This window comes from Streptomyces griseocarneus (assembly GCF_014655595.1).
Lineage (GTDB): Bacteria > Actinomycetota > Actinomycetes > Streptomycetales > Streptomycetaceae > Streptomyces > Streptomyces griseocarneus.
Map to the genome: position 1 here is coordinate 556706 of NZ_BNBL01000001.1, position 16975 is coordinate 573680.

Annotated in this window: 16 protein-coding genes; 10 read left to right on the forward strand and 6 right to left on the reverse strand. The window is 73.0% G+C overall.

Going from position 1 to position 16975, the window contains the following annotated elements:
- Positions 1-23 precede the first annotated feature (23 nt).
- Positions 24-2372, reverse strand: a complete 2349-nt coding sequence (locus tag IE295_RS02345) for a Tex family protein (protein ID WP_372478796.1) — start codon at positions 2370-2372, stop codon at positions 24-26.
- Positions 2373-2456: 84 nt separating this feature from the next.
- Positions 2457-3314 carry an SCO6745 family protein gene (locus tag IE295_RS02350; protein ID WP_190061700.1) on the reverse strand — a complete coding sequence of 286 codons (858 nt, stop codon included), beginning with the start codon at positions 3312-3314 and terminating at the stop codon, positions 2457-2459.
- Positions 3315-3425: 111 nt separating this feature from the next.
- Between IE295_RS02350 and IE295_RS02355 the strand changes: the two genes are divergently transcribed.
- The gene (locus tag IE295_RS02355) at positions 3426-4409 is read left to right on the forward strand and encodes a GlxA family transcriptional regulator (RefSeq protein WP_443732306.1); all 984 of its coding nucleotides are present in this window, start codon (positions 3426-3428) and stop codon (positions 4407-4409) included.
- Positions 4410-4432: 23 nt separating this feature from the next.
- A complete protein-coding gene (locus IE295_RS02360; RefSeq protein ID WP_190061702.1) occupies positions 4433-5059 on the forward strand; it encodes a DJ-1/PfpI family protein in 627 nt (208 codons plus the stop codon).
- A gap of 34 nt (positions 5060-5093) precedes the next feature.
- On the opposite strand, the gene IE295_RS02365 is transcribed toward IE295_RS02360, so the two are convergent.
- The gene (locus IE295_RS02365) at positions 5094-5846 is read right to left on the reverse strand and encodes an enoyl-CoA hydratase/isomerase family protein (protein WP_190061703.1); all 753 of its coding nucleotides are present in this window, start codon (positions 5844-5846) and stop codon (positions 5094-5096) included.
- A 214-nt stretch (positions 5847-6060) separates the two neighbouring features.
- Between IE295_RS02365 and IE295_RS02370 the strand changes: the two genes are divergently transcribed.
- A complete protein-coding gene (locus IE295_RS02370; protein WP_190061704.1) occupies positions 6061-6573 on the forward strand; it encodes an ATP-binding protein in 513 nt (170 codons plus the stop codon).
- Here IE295_RS02370 and idi read toward each other — a convergent pair.
- The 3 genes from idi to galE all read right to left on the reverse strand — a co-directional run bounded on the left by idi (position 6548) and on the right by galE (position 9359).
- Complete coding sequence (gene idi, locus IE295_RS02375) at positions 6548-7156, reverse strand: isopentenyl-diphosphate Delta-isomerase (RefSeq protein WP_190061705.1); 609 nt, start codon at positions 7154-7156, stop codon at positions 6548-6550. The genes IE295_RS02370 and idi overlap by 26 nt on opposite strands.
- Before the next feature lie 112 nt (positions 7157-7268).
- Positions 7269-8216, reverse strand: a complete 948-nt coding sequence (locus IE295_RS02380; protein ID WP_190061706.1) for a cation diffusion facilitator family transporter — start codon at positions 8214-8216, stop codon at positions 7269-7271.
- Positions 8217-8372: 156 nt separating this feature from the next.
- Positions 8373-9359, reverse strand: a complete 987-nt coding sequence (galE, locus tag IE295_RS02385; RefSeq protein WP_190061707.1) for a UDP-glucose 4-epimerase GalE — start codon at positions 9357-9359, stop codon at positions 8373-8375.
- A gap of 278 nt (positions 9360-9637) precedes the next feature.
- Here galE and IE295_RS02390 point away from each other — a divergent pair, with 278 nt between their 5' ends.
- From IE295_RS02390 to IE295_RS02420, 7 genes are all read left to right on the forward strand, one after another.
- Positions 9638-11413 (forward strand): DUF5941 domain-containing protein, encoded by a 1776-nt coding sequence (locus IE295_RS02390; protein ID WP_190062368.1) that lies wholly within the window; start codon positions 9638-9640, stop codon positions 11411-11413.
- Complete coding sequence (locus tag IE295_RS02395; protein ID WP_190061708.1) at positions 11410-12147, forward strand: phosphocholine cytidylyltransferase family protein; 738 nt, start codon at positions 11410-11412, stop codon at positions 12145-12147. The genes IE295_RS02390 and IE295_RS02395 overlap by 4 nt, the downstream gene beginning before the upstream one ends.
- A complete protein-coding gene (locus IE295_RS02400; protein ID WP_190061709.1) occupies positions 12135-13196 on the forward strand; it encodes an iron-containing alcohol dehydrogenase family protein in 1062 nt (353 codons plus the stop codon). Before IE295_RS02395 ends, IE295_RS02400 begins: the two co-directional genes overlap by 13 nt.
- Positions 13174-13953 carry a CDP-alcohol phosphatidyltransferase family protein gene (locus IE295_RS02405; protein ID WP_190061710.1) on the forward strand — a complete coding sequence of 260 codons (780 nt, stop codon included), beginning with the start codon at positions 13174-13176 and terminating at the stop codon, positions 13951-13953. Before IE295_RS02400 ends, IE295_RS02405 begins: the two co-directional genes overlap by 23 nt.
- A complete protein-coding gene (locus IE295_RS02410) occupies positions 13950-14843 on the forward strand; it encodes a glycosyltransferase family 2 protein (protein WP_190061711.1) in 894 nt (297 codons plus the stop codon). Before IE295_RS02405 ends, IE295_RS02410 begins: the two co-directional genes overlap by 4 nt.
- Positions 14844-14922: 79 nt before the next feature.
- Positions 14923-15858: an ABC transporter permease gene (locus IE295_RS02415; protein ID WP_190061712.1), complete on the forward strand. Its 936-nt coding sequence runs from the start codon at positions 14923-14925 to the stop codon at positions 15856-15858.
- On the forward strand, positions 15851-16642 hold the full coding sequence (locus IE295_RS02420; protein WP_086568478.1) for an ABC transporter ATP-binding protein: 792 nt from the start codon (positions 15851-15853) through the stop codon (positions 16640-16642). Before IE295_RS02415 ends, IE295_RS02420 begins: the two co-directional genes overlap by 8 nt.
- Positions 16643-16975 lie beyond the last annotated feature (333 nt).

The window sequence follows — 16975 nt, forward strand, 5'->3', positions numbered from 1 at the left end:
CGGGGCGGAGCCCCGGGAAACGCTCAGCCCCGCAGCAGACCAGCCCGCCGCAGCGCGTCCGCCATCGCCCCGTCGGCGGGAGCCGCCGCACGAGCGTCCCCGCGGCGGGGCCGGGGCGCACCGGAGCGCTCCGGGCGCTCCGTACGCTTCCGGGGCTCGCCCGCAGCGGCCTTGCCCCCGCCACCCGACGCCTCGTCCTCCAGCCTGAGCGTCAGCGAAATCCGCTTGCGCGGAATGTCGACGTCCAGCACCTTCACCCGCACGATGTCGCCCGGCTTGACCACATCCCGCGGGTCCTTCACGAACGTCTTCGACATCGCCGAGACGTGCACCAGGCCGTCCTGGTGGACGCCGACGTCCACGAAGGCCCCGAAGGCGGCGACGTTGGTGACGACGCCCTCGAGCAGCATCCCCGGCGCCAGGTCGCCGATCTTCTCGACGCCGTCCTTGAAGGTCGCCGTCCGGAACGCGGGTCGCGGGTCGCGGCCCGGCTTCTCCAGCTCGCGCAGGATGTCGGTGACGGTCGGCAGACCGACGGAGTCGGTGACGAACTGCTCGGGCCGCAGCGAGCGCAGCACCGCCGTGCTGCCGATGAGGGCGGCGACGTCGCCGCCGGTCGTCTTCGCCATGGCGCGGACGACGGGGTACGACTCGGGGTGGACGCTGGAGGCGTCCAGCGGGTCGTCGCCGCCGCGGATGCGCAGGAAGCCGGCGCACTGCTCGTAGGCCTTGGGGCCGAGCCGGGCCACGTCCTTGAGGCCCTTGCGGGAGCGGAAGGGGCCGTTGGCGTCGCGGTGGGCGACGATGTTCTCGGCGAGGCCCGAGCCGATGCCGGAGACGCGGGAGAGCAGCGGGGCGGAGGCGGTGTTGACGTCGACGCCGACGCCGTTGACGCAGTCCTCCACGACGGCGTCGAGCGAGCGGGAGAGCTTCACCTCGGAGAGGTCGTGCTGGTACTGGCCGACGCCGATCGACTTGGGGTCGATCTTGACCAGCTCGGCGAGCGGGTCCTGCAGGCGCCGGGCGATGGACACCGCGCCCCGCAGCGAGACGTCGAGGTCCGGCAGCTCCTGGGAGGCGAAGGCCGAGGCGGAGTACACCGAGGCGCCCGCCTCGGAGACCATCACCTTGGTGAGCTTCAGCTCGGGGTGGCGGGAGATCAGGTCGGTGGCCAGCCGGTCCGTCTCGCGGGAGGCCGTGCCGTTGCCGATGGCCACGAGCTCCACGCCGTGCTCGCGGGCCAGCCGCGCCAGCGTGGCCAGGGAGGCGTCCCACTTGTTCTGCGGGACGTGCGGGTAGATCGTCTCGGTGGCGCACACCTTGCCGGTGGCGTCCACGACGGCCACCTTCACGCCCGTGCGGAAGCCGGGGTCGAGGCCCATGGTGGCGCGGGTGCCGGCGGGGGCGGCCAGCAGCAGGTCGCGCAGGTTGGCGGCGAAGACGCGGACCGCCTCGTCCTCGGCGGCCTGGCGCAGCCGCAGCCGCAGGTCGATGCCGAGGTGGACCAGGACGCGGGTGCGCCAGGCCCAGCGGACCGTGTCGCCCAGCCACTTGTCGGCGGGCCGGCCCCGGTCGGCGATCCCGAAGCGGCGCGCGATCATCTGCTCGTACGAGCTGGGGCCCGCCACGGCCTCGCCGGCGGGCTCCGGCTCCAGGGAGAGGTCGAGGACCTCCTCCTTCTCGCCGCGCAGCATGGCCAGGACGCGGTGCGAGGGCAGCGCGGTGAAGGGCTCGGCGAAGTCGAAGTAGTCGGCGAACTTCGCGCCCGCCTCCTCCTTGCCCTCGCGCACCTTCGCGGCCACGCGCCCGCGCGTCCACATGCGCTCGCGCAGCTCGCCGATGAGGTCGGCGTCCTCGCCGAAGCGCTCGGTCAGCACGGCCCGGGCGCCCTCGAGCGCGGCGGCGGCGTCGGCGACGCCCTTGTCCGGGTCGACGAAGGCGGCCGCGGCCGCGAGCGGCTCGACGCCGGGGTCGGCGAGCAGCCCGTCGGCCAGCGGCTCGAGCCCGGCCTCCCGGGCGATCTGCGCCTTGGTGCGCCGCTTGGGCTTGAAGGGCAGGTAGATGTCCTCGAGCCGGGCCTTGGAGTCGGCCTCGCGGATCCGCGCCTCCAGCGCCTCGTCCAGCTTGCCCTGCGACCGTACGGACTCCAGGACCGCCGTCCGCCGCTCCTCGAGCTCCCGCAGATACCGCAGCCGCTCCTCGAGCGTGCGCAGCTGTGCGTCGTCGAGGGCGCCGGTGGCCTCCTTGCGGTAGCGGGCGACGAAGGGCACGGTCGACCCGCCGTCGAGCAATTCGACGGCCGCCCGCACCTGCCGTTCCCGTACGCCGAGTTCCTCGGCGATCCTGCCTTCGATCGACGTCGACGTCGTCACGATCACGCTCCGCTTTGTCTCCCGGGCCGCGATGGGCCGCGAACCTGCATTGTGGCAGGTACCGCCGGGAAGGCAGGACCGCGACTAGCCGCGCAGGTCGGCGGGGAAGGCGCCCGCTTTCATGGCGGCGGAGGTGAAGGTCTTCATCAGCTCGGTCAGGCGTGCGACGTCGTCCGCGCCCAGGTGCTCGTAGGGGGCCGTGTCCAGAACGTCCGTCTCCGCCTCCAGCTCCTCGCGCAGCGCGGCGCCGGCCTCGGTGAGCCCTCCGTCGGCGTCGAGCAGGCCGCGCGCCCGCAGCCGGTCCTGTCCCGCCGTCAGCTCCGCCTCGCTCCAGCCGCGCGTGCGCGCCAGCCACTGCAGGGACATGCCGCGCCCGGTGGCGGTGTGGCTGACGAGCGCCTCCACGGGGTCGAGTCCGGCGCGGGTGAGGGCCATCAGGTGTCCGTCGCCGCGGTGTTCGCGCAGCAGCGTGGTGGCGTGCCACAGGGCGAGGAGCGGGGCGTCGGGCACGGGCAGGTCGGCGTTCGCGGAGTACAGCGGCCGGGCGGCGCGTTGGCAGGCCTCGGCGGCGCGCAGCGCCAGCTCCGCGGCCTCGGCCGTCCCGGGGGAGCCGGCGAGCTCTTCGCCGAGCACCCGCCGCAGCGTGCTGTCGGCGGCCCGCAGCCGGGCGGCGAGGACCTCCTCCGGGGTGACGACGTCCCAGGCGTGGGGGATGTGTTCGGCCACGAGCTCGTGCTTGAAGCTGTGGAAGACGGCCGTCACGGTGCCCGCGCCGACCCGGCCGAGCGCGGCCGCGCGCGAGGCGAAGTAGACGGCCCGGTGGTGCTCCAGGCCCAGCGCGCCCAGTTCCCGCTGGATGTCGGGCGAGAAGTAGACGGTCGAGTGGAGGGCGTTGACGTGGGCGGAACAGCGCCGGACGGCGCGTGCGGGCAGAGAGTCCATGGGCCCACATTAGCGACCGCTTAGTACGTGCCGGAAGGTCCGGAGCGATGGCAGGAAAGGAGGGGAGCTCGTCATTGCGGCCATCGGCGCCACGGACCGAACATGAGCGGCATGACCACCCGCCGCACCGTGCTGATCGTCCTCTTCGACGGACTCCAGAGCCTGGATGTGACCGGTCCGCTCGAGGCGTTCACCTGTGCGTCCGCCGAGGCCGGCGACCGGGGCGCCTACCGGGTGCGCACCGCGACCGTCGACGGCGGGCCCGTGCGGACGCACAGCGGGCTGCGCCTGGTCCCCGACGGCACGCTCGAGGGCCGGCCCGCCGCCGACATCCTGCTCGTCCCCGGGGGCGACGCCGTCGCCGCGCCGGACCCGCGGCTCGTCGCCTGGCTGCGGGAGAACGGACCGTCGGCCGGCCGCCTCGTCTCCGTGTGCACCGGGGCGTTCCTGCTCGCCGCCGCCGGGCTGCTCGACGGTCGCCGCGCCACCACGCACTGGGCCTTCTGCGACGACTTCGCCGAGCGGTTCCCCGCGGTACGGCTGGAGCGCGAGCCGGTCTTCGTGCGCGACGGCCGGCTGGCCACGTCGGCCGGGGTGACCGCGGGCATCGACCTGGCGCTCGCCCTGATCGAGGAGGACCTCGGCCGCCGGGTCGCGCTCCGTGTCGCCCGCCATCTCGTGGTCTTCCTGCGCCGCCCGGGAAACCAGCGGCAGTTCAGCGCCCCGCTCGCCGTCCAGATCGCCGGCCGTCCGCCGCTGCGCGAGATCCAGCACTGGATCGTGGAACACCCGGGCGCCGACCTCACCGTCGAGGCCCTCGCCGCCCGGGCCGGCCTCTCGCCCCGCCACTTCGCCCGCGCCTTCCGCGCCGAGGTGGGCATCACGCCGGGTCGCTACGTCGGCCAGGTGCGGCTGGAGGCCGCCCGGCGGCTGCTGGAGGACACCGGCCGGGGCGTCGAGGAGGTCTCCCGGGCCTGCGGCTACGGCACGCCCGAGGCCATGCGCCGCGCCTTCGTCCGCGCCCTGGGCGCCGGTCCCGCCGCCTACCGGCGCGGGTTCCCGCCCCCGGAGCCCGCCGTGCACCCATCCGCCTGACCGTCCGACAGAAGGGCATCACCATGAAGATCGCCATCCTGCTCTACCCGGGCTTCACCGCCCTCGACGCCATCGGCCCGTACGAGACCCTCGGCCGCCTGCCCGGCGCCGAGCCGTACTTCGTCGCCGAGCGGCCCGGCCCCGTACGCAACGACAGCGGGCACACCGCGCTCGTGGCTTCCGCCGCGCTGGAGGACCTGACCGACCCGGACGTCGTCGTCGTGCCCGGCGGCCCGCCGGCGAACCTGCCCCTGGAGCCCGGCCCCGTCACCGAATGGCTCAGGGCGACCGACCCGGGGACCACCTGGACGACGTCGGTGTGCACCGGCTCGCTGATCCTGGCGGCCGCCGGGCTGCTCGAGGGCCGCCGCGCCACCTCGCACTGGCTGTACCTCGAGCGGCTCGCCGAGTACGGTGCCGAGCCGGCCGGGGAGCGGGTCGTCACCGACGGCAAGTACGTCACCGCCGCCGGGGTCTCCGCCGGCATCGACATGGGGCTCGCGCTCGCGGGCCGGATCGCCGGCGACCGGGTCGCCCAGTCGGTCCAGCTGCTGATCGAGTACGACCCGCGGCCGCCCTACGACGCGGGCTCCCCCCGGACGGCCCCCGCCGACCTCGTCGCCGAGTGGCGCTCGGTCCGCGGGGTCTGAACCCGCCGGCCGGACGGTGCCGGACCCGGCCGCGTCAGAGCGTCCATCCGAAGCGCGGGGTCCTGCGCTCCAGGAACGCGGCGACCCCCTCGGCGGGGTCGCCGCTGCCGCTCGCCTGCGCGGCCCAGTACGCGAGGCGGCCCTCGTCCACCGGGCCGGCCGCGAACTCCTTGGCCGCCGCCTGGGTCAGCTGCGAGCGCGAGGCCAGCGTGCGGGCGAACTCCGCCACCCGCCCGTCCAGCTCCTCGCGCGGCCACACCTCGTCCACCAGGCCCGTGCGCAGCGCCCGTCCGGCGTCGATCAGTTCGGCCGAGAACAGCAGGTACTTGGCCGTGGCCGGGCCCACCAGATCCACCAGGCGGCGGGTGGAGGAGGCGGCGTAGACGATGCCCAGCCGTGCCGGGGTGATGCCGAACGACGCCCCCTCCGCCGCGAACCGCAGGTCGCAGGCGACCGCGAGCTGGCAGCCGCCGCCCACGCAATGGCCGCGCACCGCCGCGATCGTGGGCTTGGGGAAGGCCGCCAGGGCCTCCTCGGCCGCGACCGCCAGGTCCCTCGACTCCCGGCCGCCGTCGGCGGTCAGCGAGGAGATGTCCGCCCCCGCGCAGAAGGTGTCGCCCTCGCCGGTCAGCACCAGCACCCGTACGGCCGGATCGGCCGCGCAGTCCCGCAGCAGCTTCGGCAGCAGCCGCCACATGTCCGTGGTCATGGCGTTGCGCTTGGCGGGGTGGGCGATGCGGACGGTGGCGGTGGCGCCGTCGACGTCCAGACGCAGTGCGGGCTCCATGCGCCGGATGCTATCCGGGCCGTACGCGCATCCGGATCGCTCATTGAAGGGTGAACCGGCAGGCCAGGAACTGTCGTGAGCGTGACCGCGGCATACGCGCACGATCAAATCCCGTCGATAGACATCGACTTCCTGTCAGCTCGCCGGTGCGGAGCCCAGGGTTCCCAACACTCGATCCGTGCGGTCGAGCCACGGCGAGGGGTTGGTATCGGACATGGAGACACTCGGGAGCGTCCCGCCCGAGCCGGGGCACGCGCCCGGGCCCCGGAAGTCCGCCGAGTACGACGGGACCTGGCGGTACACCGCCCCCGCGCTCGACAGCACCGTCCCCCGCGCCCGGCACGCCGTCCGCGACCTGATGCGCCGCCAGCGCGTACCGCTGCGCGAGGACCTGCTGCAGGGACTGCTGCTCATCGTCTCCGAGCTGGTCACCAACGCCGTCCAGCACGCGGCGCTGCTCTCCCCGGAGGTGGGCCTGGAGGTCTCCCTCGGCCCCGAGTGGGTGCGCGTGGCCGTCGAGGACAGCCACCCCTACCGGCCCAGGCCGCTGGAGGCGTACCCCGACGACGAGCCGCGCACGGGCGGCCGCGGCCTGCTGCTGGTCCAGGCCACCGTCGAGGAGGCCGGCGGCCGCTGCGACGTCGAGCACACGGCGACGGGCGGCAAGGTGGTCTGGGCCGCCCTGCCGCTGCGCCCCTCGCCTACCAGCCCGCTGCGTCCCCGGTGAGCTCCCGGATCGCCGGCCGGGCGGCGTCCAGCACCGTGGTGAACCACGCCGAGAACGGATGCTTCTCCAGCAGCCCGGCCAGCTCCCCGGGCGTCACGAACGCCGTCTCCGCGATCTCCTCCGGGTCCGGGCTGGGCTCGGCCCGCACCGTCCCCACGAAGAGGTGGTTGTACTCCTGCTCGACCAGGCCCGAGGCAGGGTCGGGGTGGTTGTAGCGCACGGTCCCGGCCTCGCGCATCAGCGCGGGCGCCAGTCCCAGCTCCTCGCCGGTGCGGCGGGCGGCGGCGACGAAGGGCGGCTCGTCCGGGTAGGGGTGGCCGCAGCAGGTGTTCGACCACACGCCGGGGGAGTGGTACTTCCCCAGGGCCCGGCGCTGCAGCAGCAGCCGGCCGGCGTCGTCGAAGAGGAAGACCGAGAAGGCACGGTGCAGCCGGCCGGGCGCGAGATGGGCGGAGACCTTCTCGGCGGTCCCGATGGTTCTGCCGTTCTCGTCGACCAGCTCCAGCATGATCGGTTCAGCGGTGTCGTCGGCGGGGACCGGGGCGGAGCCGGCGGAGCGGCCCGTGGCTGATGTGATCGGCATTGACCATCCTCGTTGTCGGTCTTCGACCCTCAAGTCTGCCGTACGGAATGCCCACAACAGCGACAGATGACGCCTGGGCGGCCCGCCCGGCCAGTGCCGGGCGGGCGGGAGCTCAGTGACAGAGCCTCGCCTCGTGCGCGGCGTGCCCGCTCGGCTCGAGCTGGAAGGTGCAGTGCTCCACGGCGAAGTGCTCGCCCAGGCAGCCCTGCAGGTCGTGCAGCATCTTCTCCTGCCCGGCGGAGTCCAGCCGCGCCGGGTCGACCACCACGTGCGCCGAGAGCACCGGCATGCCCGATGTGATGGTCCACACATGGAGGTCGTGCAGGTCCTCCACGCCCGGCAGCGCCATGATGTGCGCCCGCACCTCCGCCATGTCCACGTCCTTCGGCGCGGCCTCCAGCAGGACGTCCAGCGCCTCGCGCAGCAGCTTCAGCGTGCGCGGCACGATCATCAGGCCGATCAGCAGCGAGGCGACCGGGTCCGCCTGGCTCCACCCTGTGAGCATGATCACAAGGGCGGAGACGACCACCGCGAGGGAGCCCAGCGCGTCCGAGAGGACCTCGAGGAACGCCCCCCGCACATTGAGGCTCTCCTTCTGGCCGCGCATCAGCACCGCCAGCGAGACGAGGTTGGCGAACAGGCCGACGAGGCCGAAGATCACGGTCGTGCCGCCCGGCACCGGGGCCGGGGTGATGAGCCGGTCGATCGCCTCGACGAGGATGAAGCCGCCGACGCCGAGCAGCAGCAGGCAGTTCAGCAGCGCCGCCAGGATCTCGGCGCGGGCGTAGCCGTAGGTGCGCCGCTCGCTGGGGGGCCGGTTGGCGAAGTGGATCGCCACCAGCGCCATCGAGACGCCGACCGCGTCCGTCGCCATGTGCCCGGCGTCCGCGAGCAGCGCCAGTGAACCGGTCAGCACGCTGCCGACGATCTCCGCGACGAGGATCGTCAGCGTGATGCCCAGCGCGATCCGCAGCCGTCCCTTGTACGCGGCGGCCGCGGTGCCGCTCATGCCGGCGGGGGGTCCCCCGTGCGAGTGGCCGTGGTCGTGCCCCGCTCCCATGAATGCCGCCTCCCGAAACGTGTGCCTCGAAGCGGCCGGCGGGGTGCCGGCCGAGGCCCAGTGAACTACGGGTGGGGGGTATCGGGCAACGCGGCACTGAACACCGTTGTCATTGCCCTGACCTGCGGCGATGTCCTGCCGGCCGGTTCCGTGCGGTCAGCCGCGGCGCGCCTCGGGGTGGTGGAGGCACCAGCCCTCCCACGCCGAAGTGACCATGCTCCGCACGTCGTGCCGCGCCCGCCAGCCGAGCTCCTTGGCGATGCGCTCGCCGGAGGCGACGACACGCGCCGGATCACCCGGACGGCGTGGCCCGGTCTCGGCCGTCAGGTCCGTGCGGCCGGTGACCGCGCCGATCAGGTCCGCCATCTCGCGGACGGACACCCCGTGCCCGGTGCCGACGTTCAGCGTCAGATCGCCCGCGCCGGGCCGCTCGGCCAGCCGGCGGGCGGCGGCCAGGTGCGCGGTGGCCAGGTCCTCGATGTGGATGTAGTCACGGACACAGCTGCCGTCGGGGGTGTCGTAGTCGGTGCCGAAGATCCGCGGCCGCTCGCCCCGGGTGATCCGGTCGAACATCATCGGGATGATGTTGAAGACGCCGGTGTCCGCCAGCTCCGGGCGGGCCGCGCCCGCGACGTTGAAGTAGCGCAGGCAGGCGGTGGAGATGCCGTGCGCGGCGCCGGTCGCCCGCACGAGCCACTCGCCGGCCAGCTTGGTCTCGCCGTACGGGTTGATCGGCAGGCAGGGCGTCTCCTCGGTGACGAGGTCGACGTCGGGCATGCCGTAGACGGCCGCCGAGGAGGAGAAGACGAAGCTGCCGACGCCCGCGTCGACGACCGCCTCCAGCAGCACGGTCAGCCCGTGCACGTTCTCCCGGTAGTAGAGCAGCGGCTTCTCCACCGACTCCCCGACCTGCTTCTTGGCCGCCAGGTGCACCACGCCCGTCACGCCCAGCTCCGCGAAGGCCCGGTCGAGCACCGCGCGGTCCAGCACCGAGCCCCGCACCAGCGGGACCTCCCGCGGCAGCCGGCCGGCGACGCCCGAGGACAGGTCGTCCAGGACGGCCACCCGCTCCCCGGCCTCCGTCATCGCCCGCGCCACGTGCGCCCCGATGTACCCCGCTCCGCCTGTGATCAGCCACGTCATGCACGGCACCCTAATCGAGCCGGACGACCGGAAACGTTTCCTCCGGGCGGGCCCGCCCGGACGGACGCCTTCCGGGAACCACGGGCGCCTCCCGTGCGTCCTGTCAGTGGCGGGACGCACGGGTGCACGTGCGGTGAACGGCGGCTTCCGTTGATCCGATAGCCTCTGCCGACGTGCCGCACCCCGCCCCGTCGCCGGGGCCCTGGCGCGCCACGCCCGCTGCCCGCCGTCAACCGCGGCCCCGAGGCGGCCACGCCAGCCGCAAGGAGTGAGTTCGTCTGTCGACCGCCATCCTCACCGGTCCGCCGCCCGCCGGCTCCTCCCTCGAGGACGACCTGCGGTCGCTGGGCTTCGACGTCCGTACGCTCGCGTCCGCCGCCGGCATCGCCGGTGAGCTGGCCGCGGTCCCGGCCGGAGAGCGGGTCGCCGTGGTCGACCCCCGCTTCGTGGGCCACGTGCACGCCCTGCGGCTCGCCCTGACCGACCCCCGCTTCCCGGCGTCCGCCGTCGAGGGCGCCCTCGGCGCCCAGCCGGAGGCGCGCGCCGCGCTCGCCTCCGCCGCCTCCCGCGCCGCCGGCCCCGGCGAGCTCGCCGCCCGGATGGAGGCCGACGGCATCGCCGTCCACCGCCCCGAGCTGGGCGTCCTCGTCGCCGCCGTGCCCGAGGGCGAGGAGGCCCGGGCCAAGACGCTGGGCGAGGTCGGGGCCGTCGACGACGAGGCCGTCCGGCTGCGGGCCGCCGTGAAGTCCCGCGACGGGTTCTTCACCACCTTCTTCATCAGCCCGTACTCCCGCTACATCGCCCGCTGGTGCGCCCGCCGGGGCCTCACCCCCAACCAGGTCACCACGGCCTCGCTGCTCACCGCGCTGATCGCGGCCGGCTGCGCGGCCACCGGCAGCCGGGGCGGGTACGTCGCGGCCGGCGTGCTGCTGATCGCCTCCTTCGTGCTGGACTGCACCGACGGCCAGCTCGCCCGCTACTCCCTGCAGTACTCCACGCTCGGCGCCTGGCTCGACGCGACGTTCGACCGCGCCAAGGAGTACGCCTACTACGCGGGCCTGGCGCTCGGCGCCGCCCGCGGCGGCGACGACGTGTGGGCGCTGGCGCTGGGCGCGATGGTCCTCATGACCTGCCGGCACGTCGTCGACTTCGCCTTCAACGAGGCGAACCACGACGCCACGGCCAACACGAGCCCGACGGCCGCCCTCTCCGGGCGCCTCGACAGCGTCGGCTGGACCGTCTGGGTCCGCCGCATGATCGTGCTGCCCATCGGCGAGCGCTGGGCGCTGATCGCGGTCCTCACCGCGCTCACCACCCCCCGCACCGTCTTCTACGTGCTGCTGATCGGCTGCGCCTTCGCCGCCTGCTACACCACCGCGGGCCGCGTCCTGCGCTCCCTGACCCGTAAGGCGAAGCGGACCGACCGCGCCGCGCAGGCACTGGCGGACCTGGCCGACTCCGGCCCGCTGGCCGAGCTCGCGGCCGGCAGCGTCGGCCGCACGGTGCCCGCCACGGCCTACAGCGCGCCCTTCTGGGCGCTGCTGGCGGCGGCCTCCCTCCTCGTCGGTCCGCTCTTCGCCGGCAACGCCGGCACCTGGCGGGCCGTCCTGCAGGCCGTGGTCTACGCCGTCTTCGCGGGCGTCGCCGTGGCGCACCCCCTCAAGGGCCCCCTCGACTGGCTCGTACCGCCCGTCCTGAGGGCCGCCGAGTACGGCATGATCCTCGTGCTCGCGGCGAAATCCGGGGCGGACGGGGCCCTCCCTGCGGCTTTCGGCCTGGTGGCCGCGGTCGCCTACCATCACTACGACACGGTGTACCGCATCCGCGGTGGCACCGGCGCGCCCCCCCACTGGCTGGTGCGGGCGATCGGCGGACACGAGGGACGGGTCCTGGCGGTCACCATCGCGGCCGCCCTGTGGCACGGTCAAGGCTTCACCATCGCGCTGACGGTCCTCGCGGCCGCCATCGCCCTCGTGGTGCTCAGCGAGAGCATCCGCTTCTGGGTGTCCTCCGGGGCACCCGCAGTACACGACGAAACAGGAGAACCCGCATGATCGGCCTCGTGCTGGCCGCCGGCGCCGGACGGCGTCTGCGTCCCTACACCGACACTCTGCCCAAGGCCCTGGTGCCGGTGGACGGTGACACCACCATCCTCGACCTCACCCTGGCCAACTTCGCCGAGATCGGTCTGACCGAGGTCGCGATCATCGTGGGCTACCGCAAGGAGGCCGTGTACGCCCGCAAGGAGGCCCTGGAGGCCAAGTACGGCCTGAGCCTCACCCTGATCGACAACGACAAGGCCGAGGAGTGGAACAACGCCTACTCCCTGTGGTGCGGCCGGGACGCCCTCAAGGACGGCGTGATCCTCGCCAACGGCGACACCGTGCACCCGGTCTCCGTCGAGAAGACCCTGCTCGCCGCCCGCGGCAACGGCCAGAAGATCATCCTCGCCCTCGACACGGTGAAGCAGCTCGCCGACGAGGAGATGAAGGTCGTCGTGGACCCCGACAAGGGCGTCCAGAAGATCACCAAGCTGATGGACCCGGCCGAGGCCACCGGTGAGTACATCGGTGTCACCCTGATCGAGGGCGAGGCCGCCGCCGACCTGGCCGACGCCCTCAAGGTCACCTTCGAGCGCGACCCCGACCTCTACTACGAGGACGGCTACCAGGAGCTGGTCAACCGCGGCTTCAAGGTCGACGTGGCCCCCATCGGCGATGTGAAGTGGGTCGAGATCGACAACCACGACGACCTCGCCAAGGGCCGGGAGATCGCGTGCCAGTACTGACGAGGCTCATCCCCTCGCCGGTCGTCGTCGACATCCGTGCCGGAGCCCTGGACGATCTGGCGAGCGTGCTCGCCGACCAGCGGATCTCCAGCTCCGGCAAGCTGGCCGTCGCCATCAGCGGCGGCTCCGGGGCGAAGCTGCGCGAGCGGCTCGCCCCGGCGCTGCCCGGCGCCTCGTGGTACGAGGTCGGCGGCGGCACGCTGGACGACGCGATCAAGCTCGCCGACGCGATGAAGTCCGGGCACTACGACGCGGTCGTGGGCCTCGGCGGCGGCAAGATCATCGACTGCGCGAAGTTCGCGGCGGCGCGCATCGGCCTGCCGCTGGTGGCCGTGGCCACGAACCTCTCGCACGACGGTCTGTGCTCGCCGGTCGCCACCCTCGACAACGACGCCGGGCGCGGCTCGTACGGCGTGCCCAACCCCATCGCCGTCGTGATCGACCTGGACGTCATCCGTGAGGCCCCGGTCCGCTTCGTCCGCTCCGGCATCGGTGACGCGATCTCCAACATCTCCGCCGTCGCGGACTGGGAGCTCGCCCACCGCGAGCGCGGCGAGGACATCGACGGCCTGGCCGCCGCCATCGCCCGGCAGGCCGGCGAGGCCGTGCTGCGCCACCCCGGCGGCGTGGGCGACGACGGCCTCCTGCAGGTGCTCGCCGAGGGCCTGGTGCTCACCGGCATCTCGATGTCGGTGGCCGGCGACAGCCGCCCGGCGTCCGGCGCCTGCCACGAGATCAACCACGCCTTCGACCTGCTCTACCCCAAGCGAGCCGCCAGCCACGGCGAGCAGTGCGGCCTCGGCGCCGCCTTCGCGATGCACCTGCGCGGGGCCCACGAGGAGTCCGCGCTGATGGTCGAGGTCCTGCGCCGGCACGGCCTGCCCGTGCTGCCGGGCGAGATCGGCTTCAGTGACGACGAGTTCGTCAGGGCCGTCGAGTTCGCGCCGCAGACCCGCCCCGGGCGGTACACCATCCTGGAGCACCTCGACCTCTCCACCGACCAGATCAGGGACGCATACGCCGACTATGCACAAACCATCAGTCGCTGAACTCCGCCCGGTCGTCCACCCCGAAGGGGTGAAGGACCGGCGCAGTGGCGAGCACTGGATGGGCCGCCTGTACATGCGGGAGATCTCGCTGCGGGTCGACCGTCACCTGGTGAACACCAGGGTCACGCCCAACCAGCTCACCTACCTGATGACCGTCGCGGGCGTCCTCGCGGCCCCGGCCCTGCTGGTGCCGGGGATCCCGGGCGCCGTGCTCGGCGTCGTCATGGTCCAGCTCTACCTGCTGCTGGACTGCGTCGACGGCGAGATCGCGCGCTGGAAGAAGCAGTACTCGAACTCCGGGGTGTACCTGGACCGGGTCGGCGCCTACCTGTGCGACGCCGCGGTCCTCCTCGGCCTGGGCCTGCGCGCCGCCGACCTGTGGGGCGGCGGCCGGATCGACTGGCTGTGGGCCTTCCTCGGCACGCTCGCCGCGCTCGGTGCCGTCCTGATCAAGGCCGAGACCGACCTCGTCGGCGTCGCCCGCCACCAGGCCGGGCTGCCGCCGGTCAAGGAGGCGGCGTCCGAGCCGCGCTCCTCCGGCATGGCGCTGGCCCGCAAGGCCGCCGCGGCGCTGAAGTTCCACCGGCTGATCCTCGGCATCGAGGCGTCCCTGCTGATCCTGCTCCTCGCGATCGTGGACGCGAGCAGGGGGGACCTGTTCTTCACCCGCCTGGGCACCGCCGTCCTCGCCGGCATCGCGGTCCTCCAGACGCTGCTGCACCTGGTGTCCGTCCTCGCCTCGAGCAGGCTGCGATGAGCGCCCCCGCGAAGGTCGGCGCGGTCGTCCTGACCATGGGCAACCGCCCCGACGAGCTGCGCGCGCTGCTGGAGTCGGTCGCCAAGCAGACCGGCGACCCCATCGAGGTCGCCGTCGTCGGCAACGGCTCCCCGCTGCCCGAGCTGAACGTCCCGGGCCTGGCCGTACGGACCGTCGAGCTGCCCGAGAACGTGGGCATCCCGGCCGGCCGCAACGTCGGCATCGAGGCGTTCGGCCCGGCCGGCCGCGACGTCGACATCCTGCTCTTCCTCGACGACGACGGGCTGCTGCCGAACCAGGACACGGCCCAGCTGTGCCGGGAGGCATTCGCCGCCGATCCGAAGCTGGGCATCATCAGCTTCCGCATCGCCGACCCCGACACCGGCGTCACCCAGCGCCGCCACGTGCCCCGGCTGCGCGCCTCGGACCCGATGCGCTCCTCGCGGGTGACCACCTTCCTCGGCGGCGCCAACGCGGTGCGCACCCGGGTCATCGCCGAGGTCGGCGGCCTGCCGGACGAGTTCTTCTACGCGCACGAGGAGACCGACCTCGCCTGGCGGGCCCTCGACGCGGGCTGGATGATCGACTACCGGTCGGACATGGTCCTGCACCACCCGACCACCGCCCCCAGCCGGCACGCCGTCTACCACCGCATGGTGGCCCGCAACCGGGTGTGGCTGGCCCGGCGCAACCTCCCCGCCCCGCTGGTCCCCGTCTACCTCGGGGTGTGGCTGCTGCTGACCCTGGCCCGCCGGCCGTCCCCGGCCGCGCTGCGCGCCTGGATGGGCGGCTTCAAGGAGGGCTGGACGGCTCCGTGCGGTCCGCGCCGGCCGATGAAGTGGCGTACCGTGTGGCGCCTGACCCGACTGGGTCGCCCGCCCGTGATCTGACAAGCTCGTGTCTTAAGAGCATCGGGCGCGGTCCGGGGCCCCGCCCCGGCAGCGCACCTTGAGGACGAAAGTGTCAACTGTGAGCGAGACAACGCACGACAGTGCGGTCGCCCTGAGTGCCCCGCCGTCACCCGACGACGGTCTCTCCGCCGGCGAGCTGGCGAGGAAGTACGGCCTCGCGGTGAGCGGGGCCCGGCCTAGCCTGCCGGAGTACGCCCGGCAGCTGTGGGACCGGCGGCACTTCATCATCGCCTTCTCCCGGGCGAAGATGACGGCCCAGTACAGCCAGGCGAAGCTGGGCCAGGTCTGGCAGGTGGCCACGCCCCTGCTGAACGCGTCGGTGTACTTCCTGATCTTCGGTCTGCTGATGCAGCAGAGCAAGGGCATGGGGATCCGTACCTACGTCCCCTTCCTGATCACGGGCGTCTTCGTCTTCACCTTCACCCAGAGCTCGGCCATGGCGGGCGTGCGCTCCATCGCGGGCAACCTGGGGCTGGTGCGGGCCCTGCACTTCCCCCGGGCGGCCCTGCCGATCTCGTTCGCGCTGCAGCAGCTCCAGCAGCTGCTGCTGTCGATGGGCGTGCTCTTCGTCTTCCTCATCGGGTTCGGGCACATGCCGGCGCTGTCCTGGGTCCTGGTCGTCCCGGTCCTGGTGCTGCAGTTCCTCTTCAACACCGGGCTGGCGATGGCCCTCGCCCGCGCGGGCAGCAAGACCCCCGACCTGGCGCAGCTGCTGCCGTTCATCACGCGCACCTGGATGTACGCGTCCGGTGTGATGTACAGCCTGACCGACGCGCTGAAGAGCAACCACGCCCCGGAGTGGGTGATCGACGTGCTGAGCGCCAACCCGGCCGCCGTCTACATCGACCTCATGCGCTGGTCGCTGATCGACGACCACAGCCGGATCCACCTGCCGCCGCACGTGTGGGCGCTGGCGGTCGGCTGGGCCCTGCTCGTCGGGCTCGGGGGCTTCGTGTACTTCTGGAAGGCTGAGGAGCAGTACGGCCGTGGCTGATCCGAAAACCGGCGCCCAGGCGTCCGCACCCGTGCCCACCGTGATCGCGGACGACGTCCACATCGTCTACCGCGTCTACGGCGGCAACACAGGCCGCGGCAGCGCCACCGCCGCCCTGAACCGCATCATCAAGCGCACGCCCGGAGCGGGGGTGCGCGAGGTGCACGCCGTCAGGGGCGTGAGCTTCACCGCGTACCGCGGCCAGGCCATCGGCCTGATCGGCTCCAACGGCTCCGGCAAGTCGACCCTGCTCAAGGCCGTCGCCGGACTGCTGCCCACCGAGCGCGGGAAGATCTACACCGACGGCCAGCCCTCGCTGCTGGGCGTGAACGCGGCCATGATGAACGACCTCACGGGCGAGAAGAACGTGATGCTCGGCGGCCTGGCCATGGGCATGTCGCGCGAGCAGATCCGCGAGCGCTACCAGGGGATCGTCGACTTCTCGGGCATCAACGAGAAGGGCGACTTCATCACGCTGCCCATGCGCACGTACTCCTCCGGCATGGCGGCCCGGCTGCGGTTCTCGATCGCGGCGGCCAAGGACCACGACGTGCTGATGATCGACGAGGCGCTGGCCACCGGCGACCGCTCGTTCCAGAAGCGCTCCGAGGCCCGCATCCGCGAGCTGCGCAAGGAGGCCGGCACGGTCTTCCTGGTCAGCCACAACAACAGGTCCATCCGGGACACCTGCGACCGGGTGCTGTGGCTGGAGCGCGGGGAGCTGCTGATGGACGGGCCGACCGACGAGGTGGTCCGGGCCTACGAGAAGGAGACGGCGCGCTAGCCGTTCGCGGACGCGCCGTGGTCCACGGCCCCCGTCGGCTCGCGCCCTCGGGGGCCTTGACCCATCCTTGTCGATCAACTGCCTTATTGGCAGGGTTGATTCACGTCCTGCGTGGCATTGTATGGATCAAGCACGTACCCCGGCGGACGTCGGGCACCTGTACGGCGTACGCTGTAGCGTGCTCATTTGCGGCCGTTTGTGGCGGGGCGTGGCGAAAACCGCGCCGGCCCGCCGGCGGGGGCGCCGCGGAGGGAGGCTCGAGGGGGAGCCCCATGGCGGGACAGGCCTGCGGCGTGTCCGAAATAGGATGTTCTGGGTCGGCAGTGTAGAACG

Excerpts from the sequence above, each read along its gene's own strand:
- IE295_RS02395 (WP_190061708.1), top strand. The coding sequence starts at position 11,410 with ATGATCGGCCTCGTGCTGGCCGCCGGCGCCGGACGGCGTCTGCGTCCC.
- IE295_RS02405 (WP_190061710.1), top strand. The coding sequence starts at position 13,174 with ATGCACAAACCATCAGTCGCTGAACTCCGCCCGGTCGTCCACCCCGAA.
- IE295_RS02365 (WP_190061703.1), bottom strand. The coding sequence starts at position 5,846 with ATGGAGCCCGCACTGCGTCTGGACGTCGACGGCGCCACCGCCACCGTC.
- IE295_RS02350 (WP_190061700.1), bottom strand. The coding sequence starts at position 3,314 with ATGGACTCTCTGCCCGCACGCGCCGTCCGGCGCTGTTCCGCCCACGTC.
- IE295_RS02360 (WP_190061702.1), top strand. The coding sequence starts at position 4,433 with ATGAAGATCGCCATCCTGCTCTACCCGGGCTTCACCGCCCTCGACGCC.
- IE295_RS02370 (WP_190061704.1), top strand. The coding sequence starts at position 6,061 with ATGGAGACACTCGGGAGCGTCCCGCCCGAGCCGGGGCACGCGCCCGGG.
- IE295_RS02355 (WP_443732306.1), top strand. The coding sequence starts at position 3,426 with ATGACCACCCGCCGCACCGTGCTGATCGTCCTCTTCGACGGACTCCAG.
- IE295_RS02410 (WP_190061711.1), top strand. The coding sequence starts at position 13,950 with ATGAGCGCCCCCGCGAAGGTCGGCGCGGTCGTCCTGACCATGGGCAAC.
- galE (WP_190061707.1), bottom strand. The coding sequence starts at position 9,359 with ATGACGTGGCTGATCACAGGCGGAGCGGGGTACATCGGGGCGCACGTG.
- IE295_RS02380 (WP_190061706.1), bottom strand. The coding sequence starts at position 8,216 with ATGGGAGCGGGGCACGACCACGGCCACTCGCACGGGGGACCCCCCGCC.
- idi (WP_190061705.1), bottom strand. The coding sequence starts at position 7,156 with ATGCCGATCACATCAGCCACGGGCCGCTCCGCCGGCTCCGCCCCGGTC.